The 22,881-nt window shown below is 61.0% G+C and carries 23 protein-coding genes; 12 read left to right on the forward strand and 11 right to left on the reverse strand.

Annotation, left to right across the window (positions count from 1 at the left end; genetic code table 11):
- Nucleotides 1-91: 91 nt before the first annotated feature.
- On the reverse strand, nucleotides 92-949 hold the full coding sequence (locus ACEN8Z_RS02210) for an SDR family oxidoreductase (RefSeq protein WP_495596647.1): 858 nt from the start codon (nucleotides 947-949) through the stop codon (nucleotides 92-94).
- Between the two features lie 187 nt (nucleotides 950-1,136).
- On the opposite strand from ACEN8Z_RS02210, the gene exbB reads away from it, so the two are divergent.
- The 6 genes from exbB to ACEN8Z_RS02240 all read left to right on the forward strand — a co-directional run bounded on the left by exbB (nucleotide 1,137) and on the right by ACEN8Z_RS02240 (nucleotide 8,043).
- Nucleotides 1,137-2,102 carry a tonB-system energizer ExbB gene (gene exbB / locus ACEN8Z_RS02215; protein ID WP_495596648.1) on the forward strand — a complete coding sequence of 322 codons (966 nt, stop codon included), beginning with the start codon at nucleotides 1,137-1,139 and terminating at the stop codon, nucleotides 2,100-2,102.
- Between the two features lie 6 nt (nucleotides 2,103-2,108).
- A complete protein-coding gene (exbD, locus tag ACEN8Z_RS02220; RefSeq protein ID WP_007989589.1) occupies nucleotides 2,109-2,537 on the forward strand; it encodes a TonB system transport protein ExbD in 429 nt (142 codons plus the stop codon).
- Nucleotides 2,534-3,283, forward strand: a complete 750-nt coding sequence (locus ACEN8Z_RS02225; RefSeq protein ID WP_495596649.1) for an energy transducer TonB family protein — start codon at nucleotides 2,534-2,536, stop codon at nucleotides 3,281-3,283. Before exbD ends, ACEN8Z_RS02225 begins: the two co-directional genes overlap by 4 nt.
- A gap of 266 nt (nucleotides 3,284-3,549) precedes the next feature.
- Nucleotides 3,550-4,479 (forward strand): hydrogen peroxide-inducible genes activator, encoded by a 930-nt coding sequence (locus tag ACEN8Z_RS02230; protein ID WP_108230904.1) that lies wholly within the window; start codon nucleotides 3,550-3,552, stop codon nucleotides 4,477-4,479.
- Nucleotides 4,480-4,488: 9 nt separating this feature from the next.
- Nucleotides 4,489-6,564 (forward strand): ATP-dependent DNA helicase RecG, encoded by a 2,076-nt coding sequence (gene recG / locus ACEN8Z_RS02235; protein ID WP_495596650.1) that lies wholly within the window; start codon nucleotides 4,489-4,491, stop codon nucleotides 6,562-6,564.
- Between the two features lie 78 nt (nucleotides 6,565-6,642).
- Nucleotides 6,643-8,043: an aminoacyl-tRNA deacylase and HDOD domain-containing protein gene (locus ACEN8Z_RS02240; protein ID WP_495596651.1), complete on the forward strand. Its 1,401-nt coding sequence runs from the start codon at nucleotides 6,643-6,645 to the stop codon at nucleotides 8,041-8,043.
- Between the two features lie 155 nt (nucleotides 8,044-8,198).
- On the opposite strand, the gene ACEN8Z_RS02245 is transcribed toward ACEN8Z_RS02240, so the two are convergent.
- Complete coding sequence (locus ACEN8Z_RS02245; RefSeq protein ID WP_008000275.1) at nucleotides 8,199-8,570, reverse strand: hypothetical protein; 372 nt, start codon at nucleotides 8,568-8,570, stop codon at nucleotides 8,199-8,201.
- Nucleotides 8,571-8,957: 387 nt separating this feature from the next.
- Between ACEN8Z_RS02245 and ACEN8Z_RS02250 the strand changes: the two genes are divergently transcribed.
- The gene (locus tag ACEN8Z_RS02250; protein WP_495596652.1) at nucleotides 8,958-9,350 is read left to right on the forward strand and encodes a DUF6124 family protein; all 393 of its coding nucleotides are present in this window, start codon (nucleotides 8,958-8,960) and stop codon (nucleotides 9,348-9,350) included.
- Between the two features lie 89 nt (nucleotides 9,351-9,439).
- Here the strand turns inward: ACEN8Z_RS02250 and ACEN8Z_RS02255 are convergent, their stop codons facing one another.
- The 3 genes from ACEN8Z_RS02255 to ACEN8Z_RS02265 form a co-directional block, all read right to left on the reverse strand.
- Entirely contained in the window at nucleotides 9,440-9,715 is a 276-nt protein-coding gene (locus tag ACEN8Z_RS02255; RefSeq protein WP_003213368.1) for an HU family DNA-binding protein, read from the reverse strand.
- 194 nt (nucleotides 9,716-9,909) lie between these two features.
- Nucleotides 9,910-11,058 (reverse strand): NAD(P)/FAD-dependent oxidoreductase, encoded by a 1,149-nt coding sequence (locus tag ACEN8Z_RS02260; RefSeq protein WP_495596653.1) that lies wholly within the window; start codon nucleotides 11,056-11,058, stop codon nucleotides 9,910-9,912.
- Between the two features lie 18 nt (nucleotides 11,059-11,076).
- Complete coding sequence (locus tag ACEN8Z_RS02265; protein ID WP_007995385.1) at nucleotides 11,077-11,247, reverse strand: rubredoxin; 171 nt, start codon at nucleotides 11,245-11,247, stop codon at nucleotides 11,077-11,079.
- Between the two features lie 199 nt (nucleotides 11,248-11,446).
- On the opposite strand from ACEN8Z_RS02265, the gene ACEN8Z_RS02270 reads away from it, so the two are divergent.
- Both ACEN8Z_RS02270 and ubiA read left to right on the forward strand, forming a co-directional pair.
- A complete protein-coding gene (locus tag ACEN8Z_RS02270) occupies nucleotides 11,447-12,010 on the forward strand; it encodes a chorismate--pyruvate lyase family protein (RefSeq protein ID WP_495596654.1) in 564 nt (187 codons plus the stop codon).
- Complete coding sequence (gene ubiA / locus ACEN8Z_RS02275) at nucleotides 12,010-12,900, forward strand: 4-hydroxybenzoate octaprenyltransferase (protein WP_442096394.1); 891 nt, start codon at nucleotides 12,010-12,012, stop codon at nucleotides 12,898-12,900. The genes ACEN8Z_RS02270 and ubiA overlap by 1 nt, the downstream gene beginning before the upstream one ends.
- A gap of 78 nt (nucleotides 12,901-12,978) precedes the next feature.
- On the opposite strand, the gene ACEN8Z_RS02280 is transcribed toward ubiA, so the two are convergent.
- The gene (locus ACEN8Z_RS02280; RefSeq protein WP_495596655.1) at nucleotides 12,979-13,362 is read right to left on the reverse strand and encodes a COG4315 family predicted lipoprotein; all 384 of its coding nucleotides are present in this window, start codon (nucleotides 13,360-13,362) and stop codon (nucleotides 12,979-12,981) included.
- Nucleotides 13,363-13,515: 153 nt separating this feature from the next.
- Between ACEN8Z_RS02280 and phoB the strand changes: the two genes are divergently transcribed.
- The 3 genes from phoB to ACEN8Z_RS02295 all read left to right on the forward strand — a co-directional run bounded on the left by phoB (nucleotide 13,516) and on the right by ACEN8Z_RS02295 (nucleotide 17,036).
- Nucleotides 13,516-14,205, forward strand: a complete 690-nt coding sequence (phoB, locus tag ACEN8Z_RS02285) for a phosphate regulon transcriptional regulator PhoB (RefSeq protein WP_003229608.1) — start codon at nucleotides 13,516-13,518, stop codon at nucleotides 14,203-14,205.
- Nucleotides 14,206-14,285: 80 nt separating this feature from the next.
- Nucleotides 14,286-15,572 (forward strand): phosphate regulon sensor histidine kinase PhoR, encoded by a 1,287-nt coding sequence (phoR, locus tag ACEN8Z_RS02290; RefSeq protein ID WP_238541637.1) that lies wholly within the window; start codon nucleotides 14,286-14,288, stop codon nucleotides 15,570-15,572.
- A 123-nt stretch (nucleotides 15,573-15,695) separates the two neighbouring features.
- On the forward strand, nucleotides 15,696-17,036 hold the full coding sequence (locus tag ACEN8Z_RS02295) for a hemolysin family protein (protein ID WP_007992853.1): 1,341 nt from the start codon (nucleotides 15,696-15,698) through the stop codon (nucleotides 17,034-17,036).
- 114 nt (nucleotides 17,037-17,150) lie between these two features.
- On the opposite strand, the gene ACEN8Z_RS02300 is transcribed toward ACEN8Z_RS02295, so the two are convergent.
- The 5 genes from ACEN8Z_RS02300 to pstA form a co-directional block, all read right to left on the reverse strand.
- Nucleotides 17,151-18,047, reverse strand: a complete 897-nt coding sequence (locus ACEN8Z_RS02300; protein ID WP_495596656.1) for a peptidoglycan DD-metalloendopeptidase family protein — start codon at nucleotides 18,045-18,047, stop codon at nucleotides 17,151-17,153.
- Nucleotides 18,048-18,269: 222 nt separating this feature from the next.
- The gene (locus ACEN8Z_RS02305) at nucleotides 18,270-19,172 is read right to left on the reverse strand and encodes a response regulator (protein ID WP_007995398.1); all 903 of its coding nucleotides are present in this window, start codon (nucleotides 19,170-19,172) and stop codon (nucleotides 18,270-18,272) included.
- 166 nt (nucleotides 19,173-19,338) lie between these two features.
- Nucleotides 19,339-20,100 carry a phosphate signaling complex protein PhoU gene (gene phoU, locus ACEN8Z_RS02310; RefSeq protein ID WP_007992846.1) on the reverse strand — a complete coding sequence of 254 codons (762 nt, stop codon included), beginning with the start codon at nucleotides 20,098-20,100 and terminating at the stop codon, nucleotides 19,339-19,341.
- A gap of 128 nt (nucleotides 20,101-20,228) precedes the next feature.
- Complete coding sequence (gene pstB, locus ACEN8Z_RS02315; RefSeq protein WP_007995399.1) at nucleotides 20,229-21,062, reverse strand: phosphate ABC transporter ATP-binding protein PstB; 834 nt, start codon at nucleotides 21,060-21,062, stop codon at nucleotides 20,229-20,231.
- 143 nt (nucleotides 21,063-21,205) lie between these two features.
- Nucleotides 21,206-22,876 carry a phosphate ABC transporter permease PstA gene (pstA, locus tag ACEN8Z_RS02320; protein ID WP_442096398.1) on the reverse strand — a complete coding sequence of 557 codons (1,671 nt, stop codon included), beginning with the start codon at nucleotides 22,874-22,876 and terminating at the stop codon, nucleotides 21,206-21,208.
- Between the last annotated feature and the right edge of the window lie 5 nt (nucleotides 22,877-22,881).

Raw genomic sequence — 22,881 nt, forward strand, 5'->3', positions numbered from 1 at the left:
AAGCGGTGTAACAGCCAACAGAGATGTTGAATGTCATGCCCCATTCGCGAGCAAGCCCGCTCCCACACTTGGTTTGTGGCAATCGGTAAAGTCAGCAGCGCCCTTCAATGATCGCCGCATACCCCTCACGAAAACTCGGGTACTTCGGTGTCCAGCCCAACGCTTTTGCCCTGGCATTGCTGCAGCGCTTGCTGCCAGTGCGACGCACGCTGTCGTCATCGGCCCATTCGGTCACGCCCAGATACTCACGCAACCAGCCCACCACATCGGCCAGCGCTGCCGGCGCATCATCCACACCGATGTAGACATCATCCAGCGCCACGCCACGCCGATCCGCCTCAAGCAGGCACGCCATCAACCCTGCGGCATCGTCCGCATGAATCCGGTTGGCATACAACGGTGGCTCGACGGCCACGCGATAACCCCGGCGCACCTGCGTCAGCAGCCATTCGCGGCCGGGGCCGTAAATGCCGGTCAAGCGCACGATACTGGCTGGAATGCCGCTTTTGAGGGCAAGTTGCTCGGCTTCGAGCATCACACGCCCGGAATAGCCCGCCGCCACGGCCGGTGAAGTTTCGTCGACCCATTCGCCATCCTGCTGACCGTAGACACTGCTACTGGAAACGAACAGCAGGCGATTGGGCATCTGCCCGTAGTCGTTCAGCCACTCCAGCACATGCTCCAGGCCCTGGACATAGGCAGCATGGTAACCGGCTTCATCGTGATCGGTGGCCGCCGCGCAATACACCAGGTAATCCACGGCACCGATTGGCCAAGTGGCCGGGCAGTCTTTGTCGAACAAGTCACCGGCAACGCCGATGACGCCCTTGGGCAGGCGTGAAACGTCGCGTCGCAGGCCATGGACCTCCCACCCCGCCGCCAGCAATTGCGTGGCCAGGCGGCTGCCGACATCACCGCAGCCGGCGATCAAAACAGTAGGCGCAGACATCAGAAAACTCCCATCGGAAAGCCACAGACTAGCGCCGGCAATAGACAGGCGGCTAGCAATGCAGGAAAAAAAGAGACGCTATTACTTTTGTTAACAAGAATTACTTGCAATAATGCGCCCCACTTTGTTCTCGGCCTTTCGAGGCCTGGAAGAACATCACCCGTTTATTCTCTCAGGTCCGGCCAGCATGACACGCAATCAATCCCCCGCTTCGCCAACCAAACGACCTCGCGCCTGGAGCGCGGTGGCTGCGCTGCTCCTCAGCCTGATGCTCGCGCCAGTCGCCGCTTTTGCCGATGCCCAGCCGCCAGCTACTCCAGCCGCAGCAGCACCGGCTGATCACGCCGCCCCGGCCGTTGCTCCGGCCGCGACCGATCCTGCCCAGGCAGCGCCGGCAGAAAACCTGGGTGAAGACGTTCCTGAAGTCCTCGAAGCCGACAATACCTTGGGCATGGCCCATGACCTGTCGCCGTGGGGCATGTACAAGAACGCCGACATCATCGTGAAAATCGTGATGATCGGCCTGGCCATCGCCTCGATCATCACCTGGACCATCTGGATCGCCAAGGGTCTTGAGCTGATGGGCGCCAAGCGTCGTCTGCGCGGTGAAATCGCCCAATTGAAAAAATCCGCCTCCCTCAAGGAAGCCAGCGCCACGGCGGCGAAGAAAGGCACCCTCGCCAACCTGCTGGTGCACGACGCCCTCGAAGAGATGCGCCTGTCGGTCAACAGCCGCGAGAAAGAAGGTATCAAGGAACGCGTCAGCTTCCGACTTGAGCGTCTGGTGGCGGCCTGCGGTCGCAACATGAGCAGCGGCACCGGCGTGCTGGCGACCATCGGTTCCACCGCGCCGTTCGTCGGCCTGTTCGGTACTGTGTGGGGCATCATGAACAGCTTCATCGGCATCGCCAAGACCCAGACCACCAACCTCGCCGTCGTCGCTCCCGGCATCGCCGAAGCCCTGCTGGCCACCGCGCTGGGCCTGGTTGCAGCGATCCCTGCAGTCGTGATCTACAACGTCTTTGCCCGCTCCATCGCCGGTTACAAAGCTCAGGTGTCCGACGCGTCGGCACAGGTCCTGCTGCTGGTCAGCCGCGACCTCGACCACCAGCCTGAGCGCAGCTCGCAACCGCACATGGTGAAAGTGGGGTAATCGGCCATGGGCCTGCATTTGAAAGAAGGGGCAGACGACGATCTGTCCGAAAACCACGAAATCAACGTCACGCCGTTCATTGACGTGATGCTGGTGCTGTTGATCATCTTCATGGTAGCGGCCCCACTGGCCACCGTGGACATCAAGGTCGACCTGCCCGCCTCGACCGCCAAACCGGCGCCGCGGCCAGAGAAACCGGTGTTCCTCAGCGTCAAGGCTGACCAGCGCCTGTTCCTCGGTGAAGACGAAGTGAAGGCCGAAGCACTCGGCGCCACCCTCGACGCCAAAACCCAGGGCAAGAAAGACACGACAATCTTCTTCCAGGCCGACAAAGGCGTGGATTACGGCGACCTGATGAGCGTGATGGACAACCTGCGCTCTGCCGGTTACCTGAAGGTAGGTCTGGTCGGACTCGAGACGGCAGCCAAGAAATGATCACGACGCGCCATAAGCTGACGCGTTACAGCGGTAGCCTGGCCGTGGTGCTGGGTGTTCACGCGCTGGCCATCGCGCTGGCGCTGAACTGGTCCGCCCGTCCGCCCATCGAATTGCCCCCTCAGGCAATGATGGTCGAACTGGCACCGGTTCCCGCCCCGCCACCGCCTGCTCCGCCGAAGGTCGTCACCCCACCGCAGCCACCAGCTCCGGTTGAAGAACTGCCGATACCCAAGCTCGCTGAAGCGCCGAAAGCTGAAATTGCCGTGCCCAAGCCGGTCAAACCCAAGCCGAAGCCGCAGCCGCCCAAGCCGGTAGAGAAGAAACCCGAACCGCCGAAGGAAAAACCGGCCGAAGAAAAGCCTGCCGAAACGCAACAGACTCAGGCACCGACGGAGAAATCCGCCCAGCCTGCGCCCGGCCCTTCGCCGGCTCAACAGGCGGCCAAGGCCAGTTGGCAAGGCACGCTGCTGGCGCATCTGCAGAAGTACAAAAAATACCCTGCGAGTGCACAGGCGCGGGGCAAGGAAGGGATGAACCGTCTGCGTTTCGTCGTGGATGCTGAAGGCAATGTGTTGTCGTTTGAGCTGGTCGGCGCCTCCGGCACGGCCGATCTGGACCGGGCCACCCTGGAAATGATCCGCCGCGCCCAACCGCTGCCCAAGCCACCGGCCGACATGCTGACCAATGGCTCCATCGAAATCGTTGCACCCTTTGTTTACTCGCTGGAAAAACGCCGTCGGTAAACGCACTACCATCCCATGTGGGAGCGAGCCTGCTCGCGATAGCGGTTTAGCATTCAACGAAGATGTCGAATGTTATGCCCTCATCGCGAGCAGGCTCGCTCCTACAAGGTCATGCTTCACCCCTAAAAGGCACCGAAAGGTGCCTTTCTCTTATCTGCCAGCGGCAAACCGGCATTGCCCAGTGTCACCCGACACGCTCAGTCTGATAACGTGCGTCTATCGATTGCAGCCGGTATGCTTGGCCCGCAACTACATGGACGCTTGCTATGACCCTCACAGAATTACGCTACATCGTTACCCTCGCCCAAGAGCAGCACTTCGGCCACGCGGCCGAGCGTTGCCATGTCAGCCAGCCGACCCTTTCGGTGGGCGTGAAAAAGCTTGAAGACGAACTCGGTGTGCTGATTTTCGAGCGCAGCAAAAGCGCCGTGCGCCTGACGCCGGTCGGCGAAGGCATCGTGGCCCAGGCGCAAAAAGTGCTGGAGCAGGCCCAGGGCATCCGCGAACTGGCCCAGGCCGGCAAGAACCAGCTGACCGCCCCACTCAAAGTCGGCGCGATCTACACCGTCGGGCCGTACCTGTTCCCGCACCTGATTCCGCAACTGCACCGGGTCGCCCCGCAGATGCCGTTGTACATCGAAGAAAACTTCACCCACGTGCTGCGCGACAAACTGCGCAACGGCGAACTCGACGCGATCATCATCGCCCTGCCGTTCAGCGAAGCCGACGTGCTGACCCTGCAGCTCTACGACGAGCCGTTCTACGTCCTGATGCCGGCGCAGCACCCGTGGACGCAAAAAGAATCCATCGATGCCAACATGCTCAACGACAAGAGCCTGCTGCTGCTCGGCGAAGGTCACTGCTTCCGCGATCAGGTACTGGAAGCCTGCCCGACCCTGACCAAAGGCAACGACGGCGCCAAGCACACCACGGTGGAATCCAGCTCCCTGGAAACCATTCGCCACATGGTCGCCTCGGGCCTCGGGATTTCGATCCTGCCGTTGTCTGCAGTCGACAGCCATCACTACGCCCCCGGCGTGATCGAGGTGCGTCCGTTGTCGGCACCCGTACCGTTCCGCACGGTGGCCATTGCCTGGCGCGCCAGCTTCCCGCGTCCGAAGGCAATTGAAATCCTCGCTGACTCCATTCGCCTGTGCTCGGTGGCCAAGCCAGCGACGCAAGTCGCTGCGGGCTAAGCAACGGTCATGAGCGAGTTGTCGCAAGTGTCGGTGACGGCACTCAAGGGTGTCGGTGAAGCCATGGCCGAGAAACTGGCCAAGGTCGGCCTGGAAAACCTCCAGGACGTGTTGTTTCACCTGCCCCTGCGCTATCAGGACCGCACTCGCGTGGTTCCGATTGGCGCACTGCGCCCCGGACAGGACGCGGTCATCGAGGGTACCGTCAGCGGCGCCGATGTGGTCATGGGCCGTCGGCGCAGCCTGGTGGTCCGCCTGCAGGATGGCACCGGTGGACTCAGCCTGCGTTTCTACCATTTCAGCAACGCGCAAAAGGAAGGCCTCAAGCGCGGCACGCGGATTCGCTGCTACGGCGAAGCGCGGCCCGGTGCTTCGGGGCTGGAGATCTACCACCCGGAATACCGCGCCATCACCGGCGACGAACCACCACCGGTGGATGAAACCCTGACCCCGGTTTACCCGCTGACCGAAGGCCTGACCCAACAGCGCTTGCGCCAGTTGTGCATGCAGACCCTCACCCTGCTCGGCCCCAGCAGCCTGCCCGACTGGCTGCCGAACGAACTGGCCCGGGACTATCAACTGGCGCCGCTGGCCGATGCGATCCGCTACCTGCACAACCCGCCCGCCGATGCCGACGTCGATGAACTGGCCCTCGGTCACCACTGGGCGCAGCACCGTCTGGCCTTCGAAGAACTGCTGACCCATCAACTGTCGCAACAGCGCCTGCGCGAAAGCATGCGTGCCTTGCGCGCACCGGCAATGCCAAAAGCCACCAGGCTGCCGGCCAAGTACCTGGCCAACCTCGGCTTCAACCCGACCGGCGCCCAGCAACGGGTCGGCAACGAAATCGCTTACGACCTCAACCAGCACGAACCGATGCTCCGGCTGATCCAGGGTGACGTCGGCGCCGGCAAAACCGTGGTCGCCGCCCTCGCCGCGCTGCAAGCATTGGAGGCCGGTTATCAGGTCGCCCTGATGGCGCCCACCGAGATTCTCGCCGAGCAGCACTTCATCACCTTCAAGCGCTGGCTCGAACCGCTGGGCATCGAAGTCGCGTGGCTCGCCGGCAAGCTCAAGGGCAAGAACCGCGTGGCCGCGCTGGAGCAAATCGCCAGCGGCATCCCGATGGTGGTCGGCACCCACGCGTTGTTCCAGGACGAAGTGCAATTCAAGAACCTGGCGCTGGTGATCATCGACGAACAGCACCGTTTCGGCGTACAGCAGCGTCTGGCCTTGCGGCAGAAAGGCGTCGGCGGGCGCATGTGTCCGCATCAGCTGATCATGACCGCCACGCCGATTCCGCGCACGCTGGCCATGAGCGCATACGCCGACCTCGACACCTCGATCCTCGACGAACTGCCCCCCGGCCGTACCCCGGTCAACACCGTGCTGATCACCGACACCCGGCGGGTCGAAGTCATCGAGCGGGTGCGCAGCGCTTGCGCCGAAGGGCGTCAGGCCTATTGGGTGTGCACGCTGATCGAAGAGTCGGAAGAGCTGACCTGCCAGGCCGCCGAAACCACCTTTGAGGACCTCACTGCCGCCCTCGGCGAGTTGAAAGTCGGGCTGATCCACGGCCGCATGAAGCCTGCGGAAAAAGCCGCGGTGATGGCCGAGTTCAAGGCCGGCAACCTGCAACTGCTGGTCGCGACCACGGTGATCGAAGTGGGCGTCGACGTGCCCAACGCCAGTCTGATGATCATCGAGAACCCCGAGCGCCTGGGCCTGGCGCAACTGCACCAGTTGCGCGGCCGTGTCGGCCGGGGCAGCGCCGTCAGCCATTGCGTGCTGCTCTACCATCCGCCGTTGTCACAGATCGGCCGTCAGCGCCTGGGCATCATGCGCGAAACCAACGACGGTTTCGTCATCGCCGAAAAGGATCTGGAATTGCGCGGCCCCGGCGAAATGCTCGGCACCCGGCAAACCGGCCTGCTTCAATTCAAGGTCGCCGACCTGATGCGCGATGCCGATTTGCTGCCCGCCGTACGTGATGCCGCCCAGGCATTGCTCGAGCGCTGGCCGACCCACGTCAGCCCGCTACTCGACCGCTGGCTGCGTCATGGCCAACAGTACGGCCAAGTGTGACAACCGTCGCAGTTTCTAAGGCGTGGCCCCGAGCAAGCTGGTTATACTCCGGCAATTGTTTTAGCACGGATACAAACCATGACCGAAGTTGCCTTCGCACCCGACACCCCGCACGCTCCGTCGGTTATTCGGCTGATGCTGGGCAAGTTGGGCATTGCCTACGAAGAAGTGCTGGACCATCACGGCCTGGATGCCGCGCGCAAGGTCCAGGCCGTTCTGCTGGATGACAGCATTGGCACGCTGATGGTGCTGTTCCCGCAGAGCCAATTGCTGGACCTCAATCGCCTCACTGAACTCACCGGTCGCCGCCTCACCGCCGTACCGATCGAACGCCTGACAAAAATGCTCGGCAAGCACAACCTCAGCTTGCTGCCGGGCTTGCCGGCGCTGACCAGTTCACCCTGCCTGTACGACGAAAGCCTGCTGCGTGAGCCGAAGTTGCTGATCAACTCCGGTGAGCCGGGCGTGCTGCTGGAAGTCTCCAGCGAAGACTTCAAGACCATGCTGACCAAGGCCAGCGCCGCCAACTTCGGCGAAAACCTGACCAGCATCCGTCCGAATCTCGACCGCCCCGATGACGACCGCGAGGAAATCACCCAGGCCGTCCAGGCGTTCACCGCACGGCGCATCCAGCAGCGTCTGGAAGCGACCATCGAAATCCCGCCACTGGCCGAAACGGCGCAAAAAATCATCAAGCTGCGCGTCGACCCCAACGCCACCATCGACGACATCACCGGCGTGGTCGAAACCGACCCGGCGCTGGCTGCACAAGTCGTGAGCTGGGCGGCGTCGCCGTATTACGCCTCGCCAGGCAAGATTCGCTCGGTGGAAGACGCCATCGTGCGCGTGCTGGGCTTCGACCTGGTGATCAACCTGGCGCTGGGCCTGGCCCTGGGCAAAACCCTGAGCCTGCCCAAGGACCACCCGCAACACTCCACGCCGTACTGGCAGCAATCGATCTACACCGCCGCCGTCATCGAAGGCCTGACCCGCGCCATGCCACGCGCCCAGCGTCCGGAAGCCGGCCTGACCTACCTGGCCGGGCTGCTGCACAACTTCGGCTACCTGCTGCTGGCCCACGTGTTCCCGCCGCACTTCTCGCTGATCTGCCGCCACCTGGAGGTCAACCCGCACCTGTGCCACAGCTTCGTGGAACAGCACCTGCTGGGCATCAGCCGCGAACAGATCGGCTCGTGGCTGATGCGCTACTGGGACATGCCCGAAGAGCTGGCCACCGCCCTGCGCTTCCAGCACGACCCGGCCTACGACGGCACTTACGCCGAATACCCGAACCTGGTCTGCCTGTCGGTGCGCCTGCTGCGCAGCCGTGGCATTGGCTCCGGCCCCGACGAAGACATCCCCGACGCCCTGCTCGAACGCCTTGGCCTGAGCCGCGAAAAAGCCAACGACGTGGTCAGCAAAGTCCTTGAAGCTGAAGTATTGTTGCGCGAACTCGCCTCGCAGTTCACCCAGGGCTGAAAAGCATCGCGGGCAAGCCCGCTCCCACAGGGATCACCAAAACCCTGTAGGAGCGAGCTTGCTCGCGAAAGTCGTCAACGATGACGCGCGCATCCTGGATAAACCCGGGGGTACTTGAGTTTCTCGTCGGAACGCCGCCCGGAGCAAGCTCGCTCCTACGCCTTCTTCGGCTTCAAATACTTGGTCAGCCCCTGGAACCAGATCACCAGCGCCGGGTTGCCCTTGATCTGAATCGACTTGTCCTGAATCCCCGTCATGAACGCCAGTTGCTTGTTCTTCGCCTGCATCGTGGCAAAACCGTACGCGGCGTCTTTAAAGGCAATTGCAAACGCAGGCTCGGCATGCACACCCGATTGGCTGGTAATGCGCTGGTCCTTCACGCGGAAATGCCGCGCCACTTTCCCGTCCAGGGTCTGCAACTGAAACACCAGGTCCTTGTCACCCAACTGCTGCTGAAACGCCGGGTTGGTCCGGCTGGCCTTACCCATCAACAAACCCAGCATCCACAGCAGAAAACGAAATTTCATGCGTACAGCCTCAAAGAAAAATGAACGGCTGGGGCAGTTTAACGGCTTCAGGCGATAACACCAGTATATGCTTGTGTTAGAAGAAGATCAGAACCATTACCCTCACGATGACCACCAAGTCACAATTATCCAAACCGCCCTCCAGACCACTCCACACGCCACTCCTACACCAAACGAAACACATTCTGTAGGAGCTGCCGGAGGCAGCGATCTTTTGATCTTCAACCCTGCAAATCTATCGGAAGCGTCCTTCAAAATGCTGCGCCATACATGAACTAGGCGAATTTTGGATTCATCGATAACCTCTGATCGTCACCACCAAAAACGGCGACCGGATGTGCAAGTCCGAAATCGGGAGCAAAACTTCTTAACCAAGGATTTACACCAATGACTCCGATACCCGACGCATCCGAAAGCGAAGCCACATCCCCCTACGAATCTTTCGATTCCAAAAAACTCCACGAAGCCGCCGAACGCGCCCTCGATCACTATCTCGACCTACCAAAACAAACACCAACGAAACGCACCGGCCAACTCTTCAGTGTCTGCCCGGACATCAATACCGAAACACTCCTGGCCAATGCCTCGGAAGATCTGCTGTCCATCAGCGCCATCGCCGCTGACCTGGCCGATGATGTAGACGGCTCGCGCCGCTCAGTAGCCCTGGCGATCAGTCGCGTGGCTGAGGGGGCGCATTTGCTGGTAGAGCGGGCTCTGGATCATCTGGATGAACCGGAAATGGCGGCGATTCTCGCCAAGCAACAAAGCGGGCTCGGCTGATTCGCCACCCACAAAAAATGGGCACCCAACCCTGGTTGGCGTGCCCATTCTTCATTCCACTCCCCCGCTGCGCGAGAGGTGAAAACGGCTTACGGATTAACGCTGTCTTTCAACGACTTGCCTGGCTTGAACGCAACGGTGTTGCTGGCCTTGATTTTGACGGGCTCACCGGTTTGCGGGTTTTTGCCGGTGCGGGCACCGCGATGGCGTTGCAGGAAGGTGCCGAAGCCCACCAGCGTCACGCTGTCTTTGCGGTGCAGGGCACCGGTGATTTCTTCAAGAACGGCGTTGAGAACGCGGTTGGCTTGTTCTTTGGTGAGGTCTGCTTTTTCAGCAATGGCTGCAGCGAGTTCTGGTTTACGCATATGAGTGAAGCCCCTTTGACGGTTTGTTGTTGTTATGTCCGTGCTGCCCTCTGCGGAGCAGCGCCCAAAGCGCCGCAGGTGCTCTACTCTGCGGCAGACGGGAGTGAGGATGGCACGCAGTGAGGCCCCGCGCCAGTATCGGCGCGGCCTTTGTTAGGGCAAAAGGGGGGTGATTCCGACAGAACGACCGCTATTTATGCCAGCAGGGCCGGAAGCTCTTTGTTCAGGGCCAGTTTTTCCATCACGGCGGCACCGGTAAGCGCATAACCGAGCAGCCTGCCCGCGGCATCGCGGCATAAAACCTTGATATCGGCGCCCTGCCCTTCGACGGTCCAAATGCCCTCTGCGCCCCGTGGCGGCGGGGACACCACCAACGGGCAGACCGGGGTTTTGACGGTGATCGGCATCGGGCCATAGGTGACGGCGGTCGGGTTGCCGGCCAGGGTTTGCGCCAACGCTCGCGCACAGCTCATCAGGGGCATGACGTACAGCAGGTTCAACCCGTCGACCTCGGCACAGTCGCCCAGGGCGTAGATGTTGGCGTGGGAAGTTTTCAGGTGCCGATCGACCATGATGCCGCGGTTGACCTGCAGACCGGCCGCTGCCGCGAGGTCGACGCGCGGGCGCAGGCCAATGGCCGAGACCACTACGTCGCACGGGATCACCTGGCCATCGGACAGGTGCGCTTCCAGGCCATCCGCCACGCGTTGCAGGCGGTTGAGCACCGGCCCGAGGTGGAAGCGCGCGCCGAGGCTTTCGAGGCCAGCCTGCACCGCAGCGGCGGCCGCCGGGTGCAACAGGGTCGGCATGACTTGTTCGCACGGAGCAACCAATTGCACTTCGTAGCCGCCCAGGGTCAGGTCGTTGGCGAACTCGCAGCCGATCAGACCGGCGCCGAGCAGCAGCACGCGACGCTTGCCGGCCGCCGCCGCACGGAAGCGTGCGTAGTCTTCCAGGTCGTTGATGGGGAATACGCAGTCCGCCGCGTCGCCCTCAATGGGCACGCGCACGGTTTCGGCGCCCCACGCCAGGATCAGGTCGCGATAGATCACCGCTTCTTCACCGATCCACAGGCGCTTGTGGCCCGGGTCGATGCCGCTGATGCGCGTGTGGGTGCGTATTTCGGCCTTGAGCTGTTCGGCCATGGCGCCGGGTTCGGCCATGCTCAGGCCGTCGGCATCCTTGTTTTTGCCGAAGCCGGTGGAGAGCATCGGCTTGGAGTAGGAGCGCCCGTCATCGGCAGTAATCAGCAGCAGCGGGGTTTCGCTATCGAGTTTGCGAAACTCGCGGGCCACGTTGTAGCCAGCCAGGCCGGTGCCAATGATTACGACAGGTGCGTTCATTCCTTACTCCTCAATTATTCAGGCAGCGATTTCGATCATTTCAAAATCCATTTTGCCCACACCGCAGTCCGGGCACAGCCAGTCTGCCGGGACGTCTTCCCAACGGGTGCCCGGCGCAATGCCGTCATCCGGCCAACCGTCGGCTTCGTTGTAGATCAGGCCGCAGACGATACATTGCCACTTTTTCATCAGGTACTTCCTCAGGATTCAGGCGTTTTGCCGGCCGGACGGTCGATAGTTGCAGCACTGCCGTCCAACTCAGCGCGTTTTGTACTGATCGGGGCCGTCAGATGCAAGCCTGTTCGGCGCAACGGCAGGCCATTTCAATCGATATCGGCGGCTGACATGTTAAGCTCGCCGCCTCATTTGCTGCCAATAATGACTCATTGTGCATCACACAGAATCCCCCTCTCCAGCTCCTCTCTGGCTCTCGCGCAGCGAACTGGCACCCCTCCCTGATGCTTCTACCCTCGACTGGCTGTTCGACGAAGGCTCGCTGACCAGACGTCTGATTCATCTGTCGAATGATGCCTTCAGCGTCTCGCCAATGTTCGAAGGCTGGCAGCTCTTGCGCGCCGACGAATGTGCAGCGCTGGACCTGGCCGACGGCAGTGAAGGCTGGGTGCGCGAGGTGTATTTGCGCGGTCATGGCCAGGCGTGGGTGTTTGCGCGCAGCGTGGCGTCACGCAGTGCATTGCAAGGCGACGGCTTACACATGGACGAACTGGGCAGCCGCTCGCTGGGTGAACTGCTGTTTTGCGATCAGGCCTTCCAGCGCCGAGCCATCGAGGTTTGTCATTATCCGCAAGCATGGCTGCCCACCGAGGTGCAATCGCCTGAACTGTGGGGCCGCCGCTCTCGTTTCGATCGCGGCGCCTTGAGCGTTTTGGTGGCTGAAATCTTCCTGCCGCCCCTGTGGAACGCCGCCCGCGCCCAACCGGAGAACCGTTGATGTACCAAAGCCTGCTCAAGTCCTTGAACCGCTTGAACCCTCGGGCGTGGGATTTCATTCAACTGACCCGCATGGACAAGCCGATCGGCATTTACCTGCTGCTCTGGCCAACGCTGTGGGCACTGTGGATTGCCGGCAAGGGTTCGCCGTCCCTGGCCAACATTGTGATTTTCGTCCTCGGCGTGGTGCTGACCCGCGCCGGTGGCTGCGTGATCAATGACTGGGCGGACCGCAAGGTTGATGGCCATGTGAAGCGTACCGAACAACGGCCGCTGGTGAGCGGCAAGATCAGCTCCAAAGAAGCGCTGGTGTTCTTTGCATTGCTGATGGGCGTGAGTTTCCTGCTGGTGCTGTGCACCAACGCTGCGACCATTTGGCTGTCGCTGGGCGGCCTGGCGCTGGCGTTCAGCTATCCGTTCATGAAGCGCTACACCTATTACCCGCAAGTGGTGCTGGGTGCGGCGTTTTCCTGGGGCATGCCGATGGCGTTCACCGCTGAAACCGGTGAACTGCCGGCAGCCGCGTGGCTGCTGTACATCGCCAATCTGTTGTGGACGGTGGGCTACGACACCTATTACGCGATGACCGACCGCGACGATGACTTGAAGATCGGCGTGAAGTCCACGGCGATTCTATTTGGCGAGGCGGACCGGGTGATCATCTTGACCCTGCAAGGGTTGGCGCTGGGTTGCCTGCTGCTGGCGGGGTCGAAGTTTGACCTCGGCGGCTGGTTCCACCTCGGATTGCTGGTAGCAGCGGGCTGCTTTGCGTGGGAGTTCTGGTACACCCGCGACAAGGACCGGATGCGCTGCTTCAAGGCGTTTTTGCACAATCACTGGGCGGGCTTGGCGATTTTCGTCGGGATTGTGCTGGATTACGCATTGCGTTGAAGCATCAAAAAGATCGCCGCCTTCAGCAGCTCCTGCAGAGCAACGAAGGCAGCGATCCAGTGCGGCAGGCTACAACCGTTACATATGCTCGTGAACGACGTGCCAGACGTCTTTCTTCTTGTCGCCCTTCATTTCTCCGGGTGCCTTGTCGTCCTTGTAGTAATACAGCGGCTTGCCGCCATAGGCCCATTGCATCATGCCATCGTCACGCTTGACGACTGTCCATTTACCTTCAGCCTTGGCACCCGCTGGCGCCATCATTGGCGGCCAGTACTCGGCGCACTCGCCGTTGCACATCGACTTGCCGCCCGCGTCCTTGTCGTACGTGTAGACCGTCATGCCTTTGCCATCGACCATCATGCCGTTTTTCATCATCGCCGGTTCGGCGGCAAAGGCCAGTGTCGGCAACGTTAACGCAGCAGTGACCAGCAAAGCCTTCCAGGATTGAGCAATGTAGTTCATGGAAACCTTCCTTTTGTGGTTGTCAGGATTCGGAATTAGAGCTTAGCCCAGGATCCAGCCAATCGCCGGTCAACTAAAATACTGTCACACGACTGCAATAATTCCGTTATCTAATGCGGCGCAAGACAGTTAAATGACAAGAGGATTAAGGGCATGGTTGGCAGGAGCATTCTGATCGTCGACGACGAAGCGCCTATTCGCGAAATGATCGCCGTTGCGTTGGAAATGGCCGGCTATGACTGCCTGGAGGCTGAAAACTCCCAGCAGGCCCACGCCATTATCGTCGACCGCAAACCGGACCTGATCCTGCTCGACTGGATGCTGCCCGGCACGTCCGGCATCGAGTTGGCCCGTCGTCTCAAGCGTGATGAACTGACCGGGGACATCCCGATCATCATGCTCACCGCCAAGGGTGAAGAGGACAACAAGATCCAGGGCCTGGAAGTCGGCGCAGACGACTACATCACCAAACCGTTTTCCCCGCGTGAGCTGGTGGCGCGCCTGAAGGCCGTGCTGCGTCGTGCAGGCCCGACCGATGGCGAAGCACCGATCGAAGTCGGCGGCCTCCTGCTGGACCCGATCAGCCACCGCGTGACCATCGACGGCCGTCCTGCCGAGATGGGCCCGACCGAGTACCGCCTGCTGCAATTCTTCATGACCCACCAGGAGCGCGCCTACACGCGTGGCCAGTTGCTGGATCAGGTCTGGGGCGGCAACGTCTACGTTGAAGAGCGTACCGTCGACGTGCACATTCGACGCCTGCGCAAAGCCCTCGGCGATGCTTACGAAAATCTGGTACAAACCGTGCGCGGCACCGGGTACCGCTTTTCTACCAAAGCCTGACCCGGACCTTTACCGCCCGACAAGCTGACAAGGACGCGCGTCAAGTGAACCAAAACTGGCATGGCACCCTGATTCGCCACATGCTGCTGCTGGTCACCACCTGCCTGGTGATCGGCCTGATTACCGGCTATTACGGCTGGAGCCTTGCCGCAGGCCTGGGTCTTTATCTGGCCTGGACCCTCAAGCAGTTGCTGCGTCTGCATGAGTGGCTGCGCCTGCACAAACCCGATGAAGCACCACCCGACGGCTACGGCCTGTGGGGCGAGGTGTTCGACAGCATCTACCACTTGCAACGTCGCGACCAGCGGGTACGCGGGCGCCTGCAAGCGGTGATCGACCGGGTTCAGGAATCCACCGCCGCGCTGAAAGACGCGGTGATCATGCTCGACACCGACGGCAACCTGGAATGGTGGAACCGCGCCGCCGAAACCCTGTTGGGCCTCAAGACGCCACAGGACAGCGGCCAACCGGTGACCAACCTGGTGCGCCATCCGCGTTTCAAGGAATACTTCGAGCAAGACAGTTACGCCGAGCCGCTGGAAATCCCCTCGCCGACCAACGACCGTGTACGCATCCAGTTGTACATCACCCGTTACGGCAACAACGAACACTTGATGCTGGTGCGCGATGTGACGCGCATCCATCAGCTGGAACAGATGCGCAAAGACTTCATCGCCAACGTTTCCCATGAATTGCGTACACCGTTGACGGTGATCTGCGGCTACCTGGAAACCCTGCTCGATAACGTCGACGAGGTGAACCCGCGCTGGGGCCGTGCCTTGCAGCAGATGCAGCAACAAGGCGGACGCATGCAGACCCTGCTCAACGACCTGCTGTTGCTGGCCAAGCTGGAAGCCACCGATTATCCGTCGGACAACCAGCCGGTGCCGATCGATTGCTTGCTGCAATCGATCAAGAGCGATGCCCAGCAACTGTCCGGCCAGAAGAACCAGCGCATTACCCTGGAAGCCGACCCGACGATTCTGCTCAAGGGCAGCGAAGCGGAGTTGCGCAGCGCGTTTTCCAACCTGGTGTTCAATGCGGTGAAATACACCCCGGCCGAAGGCAATATCCGCATTCGCTGGTGGGGTGATGACCAAGGGGCGCATCTGAGCGTGCAGGATTCCGGGATCGGCATCGATGCCAAACACTTGCCGCGCCTGACCGAACGCTTCTACCGCGTCGACTCCAGCCGCAACTCCAACACCGGTGGCACCGGTCTGGGGCTGGCGATCGTCAAACACGTTTTGTTACGACATCGGGCACGAATGGAAATCAGCAGTGTGCCGGGCCACGGCAGTACCTTTACTTGCCACTTTGCGCCGGCTCAAGTCACCAAATCCCGGGTTATCAGCACCACTGACTGATACCGGCCAGCACATGCCACTAGGCAACCGCCATGTCAGCCGCTACATTGGCTGACTTGCGCCTGCCTTTCAGGCGCGGCTTTTACTTCCCTTTCGAATACACGGAACCCGCAAAACTCCATCATGGACCCTTCCCCTGGCTTGACCCTCGCTACAATTTTCGCCGACTTCGGCATGATTCTTTTTGCTCTGATCCTGGTTTTGCTCAACGGATTTTTCGTTGCGGCGGAATTTGCCATGGTCAAGCTGCGCTCGACCCGGGTCGAGGCCATCGCTGATAAAAACGGCTGGCGCGGGCACATCCTGCGCACCGTGCACAGTCAGCTCGATGCCTACCTGTCGGCCTGCCAATTGGGTATCACCCTCGCCTCCCTGGGCCTGGGTTGGGTCGGTGAACCTGCGTTCGCGCACCTCCTGGCACCCGTGCTGAGTGCCGTGGGCGTCGATTCCGCCGAAGTGGTCAAGGCGATTTCGTTCTTCACCGCCTTCTTCATCATTTCGTACCTGCACATCGTGGTCGGCGAACTGGCCCCCAAATCCTGGGCGATCCGCAAACCCGAATTGCTGTCGCTGTGGACCGCCGTGCCGCTGTACCTGTTCTACTGGGCCATGTACCCGGCCATCTACCTGCTCAACGCCAGCGCCAACCAGATCCTGCGCATCGCCGGCCAGGGTGAACCCGGCCCGCACCATGAGCACCATTACAGCCGCGAAGAACTGAAACTGATCCTGCACTCCAGCCGTGGCCAGGACCCGAGCGACCAAGGCATGCGCGTATTGGCTTCGGCGGTGGAAATGGGTGAGCTGGAAGTGGTCGACTGGGCCAACTCCCGCGAAGACCTGGTGACCCTGGAGTTCAACGCACCACTCAAGCAGATCCTGGCGATGTTCCGTCGCCACAAGTTCAGCCGCTATCCGGTATACGACAGCGAACGCCAGGAGTTCGTCGGCCTGCTGCACATCAAGGATCTGCTGCTGGAACTGGCGGCGCTCGACCACATTCCCGAGTCGTTCAACCTCGCCGAACTGACCCGCCCGCTGGAACGCGTGTCGCGGCACATGCCGCTGTCGCAGTTGCTGGAACAGTTCCGCAAGGGCGGCTCGCACTTCGCCGTGGTCGAAGAGGCCGACGGCAACATCATCGGCTACCTGACCATGGAAGACGTGCTGGAAGTGCTGGTAGGCGACATCCAGGACGAACACCGCAAGGCCGAACGCGGGATCCTCGCGTATCAGCCGGGCAAGCTGCTGGTGCGGGGTGATACGCCGCTGTTCAAGGTTGAACGACTGCTGGGCATCGACCTCGACCACGTCGAAGCCGAAACCCTTGCCGGGCTGGTCTACGAGAGCCTCAAGCGCGTTCCCGAAGAGGAAGAAGTGCTGGAAGTCGAAGGCCTGCGGATCATCATCAAGAAGATGAAAGGGCCGAAGATTGTTCTGGCCAAGGTGTTGATGCTGGACTGATCGAGATATCCGGATTCGAGTCGATACCATCGCGAGCAAGCTCGCTCCCACACTGGAATGCATTTCAACTGTGGGAGCGAGCCTGCTCGCGATGGCGTCGGTCCAGACAACGCATCACTGCTTGCCCAACGCAAAGTTGGGCAGCGCGCTGACCGGCTGGTTGAACTGGTATGGAATCGACACCAGCCCCAACCCGGTATTGCGCTGCACCACGAAGTGCAAATGCGGCCCGGTGCTGTTGCCGGTGTTACCGGACAACGCCAGTGCGCTGCCCACATTTACCCGCTGACCTTCCCGAACGCAGACCGAGCCTTTCTTCAAGTGCAGGTAAACGCCCATGGTCCCGTCATCGTGCAACACCCGCACGAAATTGCCGGATGCATCGGTACCGCGCCCGCTCTGTCGGTTCTCGGTTTTCACCACCACCCCGCCCCGCGCTGCAATGATCGGCGTGCCCTCAGGCATCGCAATGTCGATGGCGTAGCGACTCTTGGGCCCAAAGTGGCTGTAGGGCCCATTGGCGCCCTGACTGATCCGGAACGGCCCACCACGCCAGGGCAACGGGTACCGATAGCCCACCGTGGGCCCTGAAGGGTCGCCCAGGGAGTACTTGAACTTCGGAACGTAGGCGAGCGGCCGTCCCGCTTTAGTCGCCGTGAGCTGTGCCAGACGAACACTGGTGCGTTGCGGTATCACGCGCCGAATCGCCTGCCCCGGCGCCCCGCTGGCGTTCTTCACCCCGGCGAAACTCAATTCGACCTCTACCGGTGCATACAGGTCATTGCGCACGTACACGCTGTGCACGCCGTTCTTCTTCATGATGATGAGGCGCACCTGACGCTCAAGGTGCTCGACCATGCCATCGCGAAAAACGAATACATGGGCGCCTTTGCTTGGGCGGTCGCTGTAGGAAACCACGCCATAAGCGTCTTTGGACTTGTAGATGGTCATGGCCATGGCCGAGGTGGCGACCATGAACAGGCCACATAAAAACAGCAGGCGCGTGAACATGAGCAAGGATTCTGTCGAGTGAGATCTGGGATTGAGCCTAGCAGCTGCAATGGACCCGGGTAGTCGGCAGATGTTTCAGAATGGGTGTTCAGCAGATGTGCGGTAACCGTGATGACCCCTTCGCGAGCAAGTCGAGTCGTCGCACCGCCGCTCCCACATTGGAATGCATTTCAAATGTGGGAGCGAGCTTGCTCGCGATGGCGGACTATCAGGCGACGCGCCTTAAGCGCCAGGAATGAAATGCTTCTGCGCCGTACCACGCGCAATCAGGCGCGAGATGTAATCGAGCTTCTGCGCATCCTGGTCGACAAAGCGGAAGGTCAGTTGCAGCCAGTCGCTGTCGGGCTTCGGTTCGTGAGCCACGACGGCGTGCAGGTAGCCGTTGAGGCGGGCGACTTCGGCGTTGTCGCCCTGCTCCAGGTCCAGCACGGCGCTGTCGAGGATCTGCGGCAAGGTCTCGGTGCGTTTGACCACCAACAGGGCTTCCTTGAGGCTCAAGGCCTTGATCACGCATTGCTGGATGCCGTTCGGCAAACGCAGTTGACCCTGGCCACGGCTACTGGCGGTTGCCGAAGAGGCCGCCGGTGCCTTGACCGGCGGGTTGTTGAGTAAGCCTTTGGACGGTGCGGGTGCGGCCGTTGGCGTGGCGACAGGAGCCTTGCCGCCGGTCAATGCGCTCAGGGAATCGTTACCGAATGCCGGACTCGTTTTGGTCGCGGCTACGTTGATCAAGGCGTCGAGTTTGCCGACCTTGTGCAGCGCCTGCTTGACCTTGGTGATCAGTTGCTCGTTGGTAAACGGCTTGCTGACGTATCCGGATACCCCGGCCTGGATCGCCTGGACGACGTTCTCCTTGTCGCCACGACTGGTCACCATCACGAAGGGCATGGCCTTGAGGTTGTGTTGCTCACGACACCAGGTCAGCAGTTCCAGACCGGACATTTCCGGCATTTCCCAATCGCACAGGACCAGGTCGAATGCTTCCTTTACCAGCATGGCCTGGGCCTTTCTGCCGTTGATCGCGTCTTCGATCCGCATGCCCGGGAAATAATTGCGCAGACACTTCTTCACCAGGTCACGAATGAACGACGCGTCGTCCACGACCAACACACTGACCTTACTCATCCACCACCCCTTTAAAAAATCCCGGCCAGCATACCGCTTTGCTGATGGCACATTGCCAAAACCTTCAGTCACGCCGGACTTTTCGTTCACGGGTGCTGCTTTTCGAATTCGTCAGCCGCAAACAAAAACGCCCGGCCAATAGGCCGGGCGCTTTACTTGGGCAACCTTACTTATCGTCAGTTTTGCCCGGAACATTAGCGGTTTCGCCACTGGTTCCTTCAACTTCTTCCTTCATGCGCTTGAGGCCCAGGTGCCGCACGTCTGTGCCGCGCACCAGGTAAATCACCAGCTCCGAGATGTTGCGCGCGTGGTCGCCGATACGCTCCAGCGAACGCAGTACCCAAATAATGCTCAGAACCCGCGAAATAGAACGCGGGTCTTCCATCATGTAGGTGGCCAGCTCACGCAGGGCGGTCTTGTATTCGCGGTCGATGATCTTGTCGTACTGCGCCACCGACAAGGCCAGCTCGGCGTCGAAACGGGCAAAGGCGTCCAGTGCATCACGGACCATGTTGCGCACCTGGTCGCCGATGTGGCGAACCTCGACGTAACCGCGTGGCGCTTCGCCTTCTTCGCACAGCTGGATGGCACGACGGGCGATCTTGGTCGCTTCGTCACCGATGCGCTCCAGGTCGATCACCGATTTGGAAATGCTGATGATCAGGCGCAGGTCGGACGCTGCCGGCTGACGACGGGCCAGAATGCGCAGGCATTCTTCGTCGATGTTGCGTTCCATCTGGTTGATCTGGTCGTCGATCTCGCGCACCTGCTGGGCCAGGCCGGAGTCGGCCTCGATCAGCGCGGTGACCGCGTCGTTGACCTGCTTCTCGACCAGCCCGCCCATGGCCAGGAGGTGGCTGCGCACTTCCTCCAGTTCGGCGTTGAACTGCTGGGAGATGTGGTGTGTAAGGCCTTCCTTAGAAATCATTGTGTTCGCTCCGCAAAAGCGTTTAACCAAGAGCTGCAAGCTACAAGCTGCAAGCTGTGTTGTGGTGAACTCAAAACCGCATAGCTTCTGACTTGCCGCTTGAAGCTTGCGGCTTGTAGCTGCCTCAACTAGCCATAGCGACCGGTGATGTAGTCTTCGGTCTGCTTCTTCGCCGGATTGGTGAACAGCGTATCGGTGTCACCAAACTCGACCAGCTTGCCCATGTACATGAACGCCGTGTAGTCGGACACCCGCGCGGCCTGCTGCATGTTGTGGGTCACGATCACGATGGTGAACTTGGATTTCAGTTCGTAGATCAGCTCTTCGACTTTCAGCGTGGAGATCGGGTCGAGTGCCGAGCACGGTTCGTCGAGCAACAGCACTTCCGGCTCAACGGCGATGGTGCGGGCAATCACCAGACGCTGCTGCTGACCACCGGACAGGCCCAGTGCCGACTCGTGCAGACGGTCCTTGACCTCGTCCCACAATGCCGCGCCTTTCAAGGCCCACTCGACGGCTTCGTCGAGTACGCGCTTCTTGTTGATGCCCTGGATGCGCAGGCCGTAAACCACGTTTTCGTAGATGGTTTTCGGGAACGGGTTCGGCTTCTGGAACACCATGCCGACGCGACGACGCAGCTCGGCTACGTCTTCGCCCTTGCGGTAGATGTTGCTGCCGTACAGGTTGATCTCGCCTTCGACGCGGCAGCCGTCAACCAGGTCGTTCATGCGGTTGAAGGTACGCAGCAGCGTCGACTTGCCACAGCCGGACGGGCCGATGAAGGCGGTCACGCGCTGTTTCGGGATGTTCATGCTGACGTCGTACAGCGCTTGTTTTTCGCCGTAGAACAGGCTCAGGCCCGGCACTTCGATGGCCACGGTTTCCTGCTCGAGGTTCAGGCTCTGTTTGTCGCGACCCAGCGCCGACATGTTGATGCCGTGGGTATGTGCTTCGTGCTGCATGGGAGGCTCCCTGTGCTAACAAATTCGGTTCGTTTTTTGTAGGAGCCAGCCTGCTGGCGATTCAGGCAACGCGGTGCATTTGTGAAACCGCGGTGATGCCATCGCGAGCAAGCTCGCTCCCACATAGAAATCAGTGCTGCAAATCAGCTATCCAGCGCTTTGTACTTCTCGCGCAGGTGGTTACGGATGTACACCGCCGACAGGTTCAAGGTCGCGATCACCAGCACCAGCAGCAGCGCCGTGGCATACACCAGCGGTCGTGCGGCTTCGACGTTCGGGCTCTGGAAGCCGACGTCATAGATGTGGAAGCCCAGGTGCATGATCTTCTGGTCCAGGTGCAGGTACGGGTAGTTACCGTCCACCGGCAGCGACGGCGCCAGTTTCACCACACCCACCAGCATCAGCGGCGCCACTTCACCCGCGGCGCGAGCGACGGCGAGGATCATGCCGGTCATCATCGCCGGGCTGGCCATCGGCAGCACGATCTTCCACAAGGTTTCAGCCTTGGTCGCGCCGAGGGCCAATGAGCCTTCGCGCACGGTGCGAGGTATCCGCGCCAGGCCTTCTTCGGTGGCTACGATCACCACCGGCACCGCCAGCAGCGCCAGGGTCAACGAAGCCCAGAGCAAGCCCGGTGTGCCGAAAGTCGGTGCCGGCAAGGCTTCGGGGAAGAACAGACGGTCGAGCGAACCACCCAGCACGTAGACGAAGAAGCCCAGACCGAACACGCCGTAAACGATGGCCGGAACGCCCGCCAGGTTATTCACCGCGATGCGGATCACCCGGGTCAGCGCATTCTGCTTGGCGTACTCACGCAGGTACACCGCCGCCAGCACGCCGAACGGGGTCACGATCATCGCCATGATCAGGGTCATCATCACGGTGCCGAAGATGGCCGGGAAGATCCCGCCTTCGGTGTTCGCTTCACGCGGGTCGTCGCTCAGGAACTCCCAGACCTTGCTGAAGTAGAAACCGATCTTGGTGGTCGTACTCATGGCGTTCGGCTGGTAGGCGTGAACCACTTTGCCGATGCCGATTTCGATTTCCTTACCGTTCGCATCACGAGCCGTCAGGCTGTCACGGTTGAACTGCGCATGCAGGTCGCTCAGGCGCGCTTCAACATCCTGATAGCGAGCATTGAGCTCGGCACGCTCCGATTCCATGTCCGCTTGTGCGGTGGCGTCGAGTTTGCCTTCCAGCTCCAGCTTGCGACCGTGCAAGCGGATGCGCTCGAGACCGGCGTTGATCGCGCCGATGTCGGTTTTTTCCAGGTTCTTGAGCTGCGCAGCCAGCTTGTTGACGCGGTCGACACGGGCCTGCAACTCAGGCCATGCGGCTTCGCCTTCAGCGATGACCTTGCCATCCTGCTTGACGTTGACCAGGTAACCGTAGAAGTTGCCCCACTCGCGACGCTCGATCGCCATCAGCTCCGGCGGTGTCGTCTGGTTGGTCAGCCACTCGCCGACGATCCAGGTGAAGTCGTTGCCGTTCAGGTCACGGTTGCCGACCTTGATCAGCTCGCGGGTCATGAACTCCGGGCCTTGATCCGGCACCGGCAAGCCGGCGCTCTTCAAGCGCGCACGGGGCACTTCTTCCTTCTGTACCACTTCGCCGATGACCAGGTGCTGGCCCTGGCCCGGTACGTCGTAGCTGGCGTGGATCAGATCCGCCGGCCAGAAGTGACCCAGGCCGCGCACGGCAATCACTGCCAGCAGGCCAATGGTCATGATGACCGCGATGGACACCGCGCCACCGCTGATCCAGACGCCGGGGGCGCCGCTCTTGAACCATCCATTCAGGGAGTTCTGTTTCACAGACT

The organism is Pseudomonas sp. Pseusp10 (assembly GCF_059492225.1).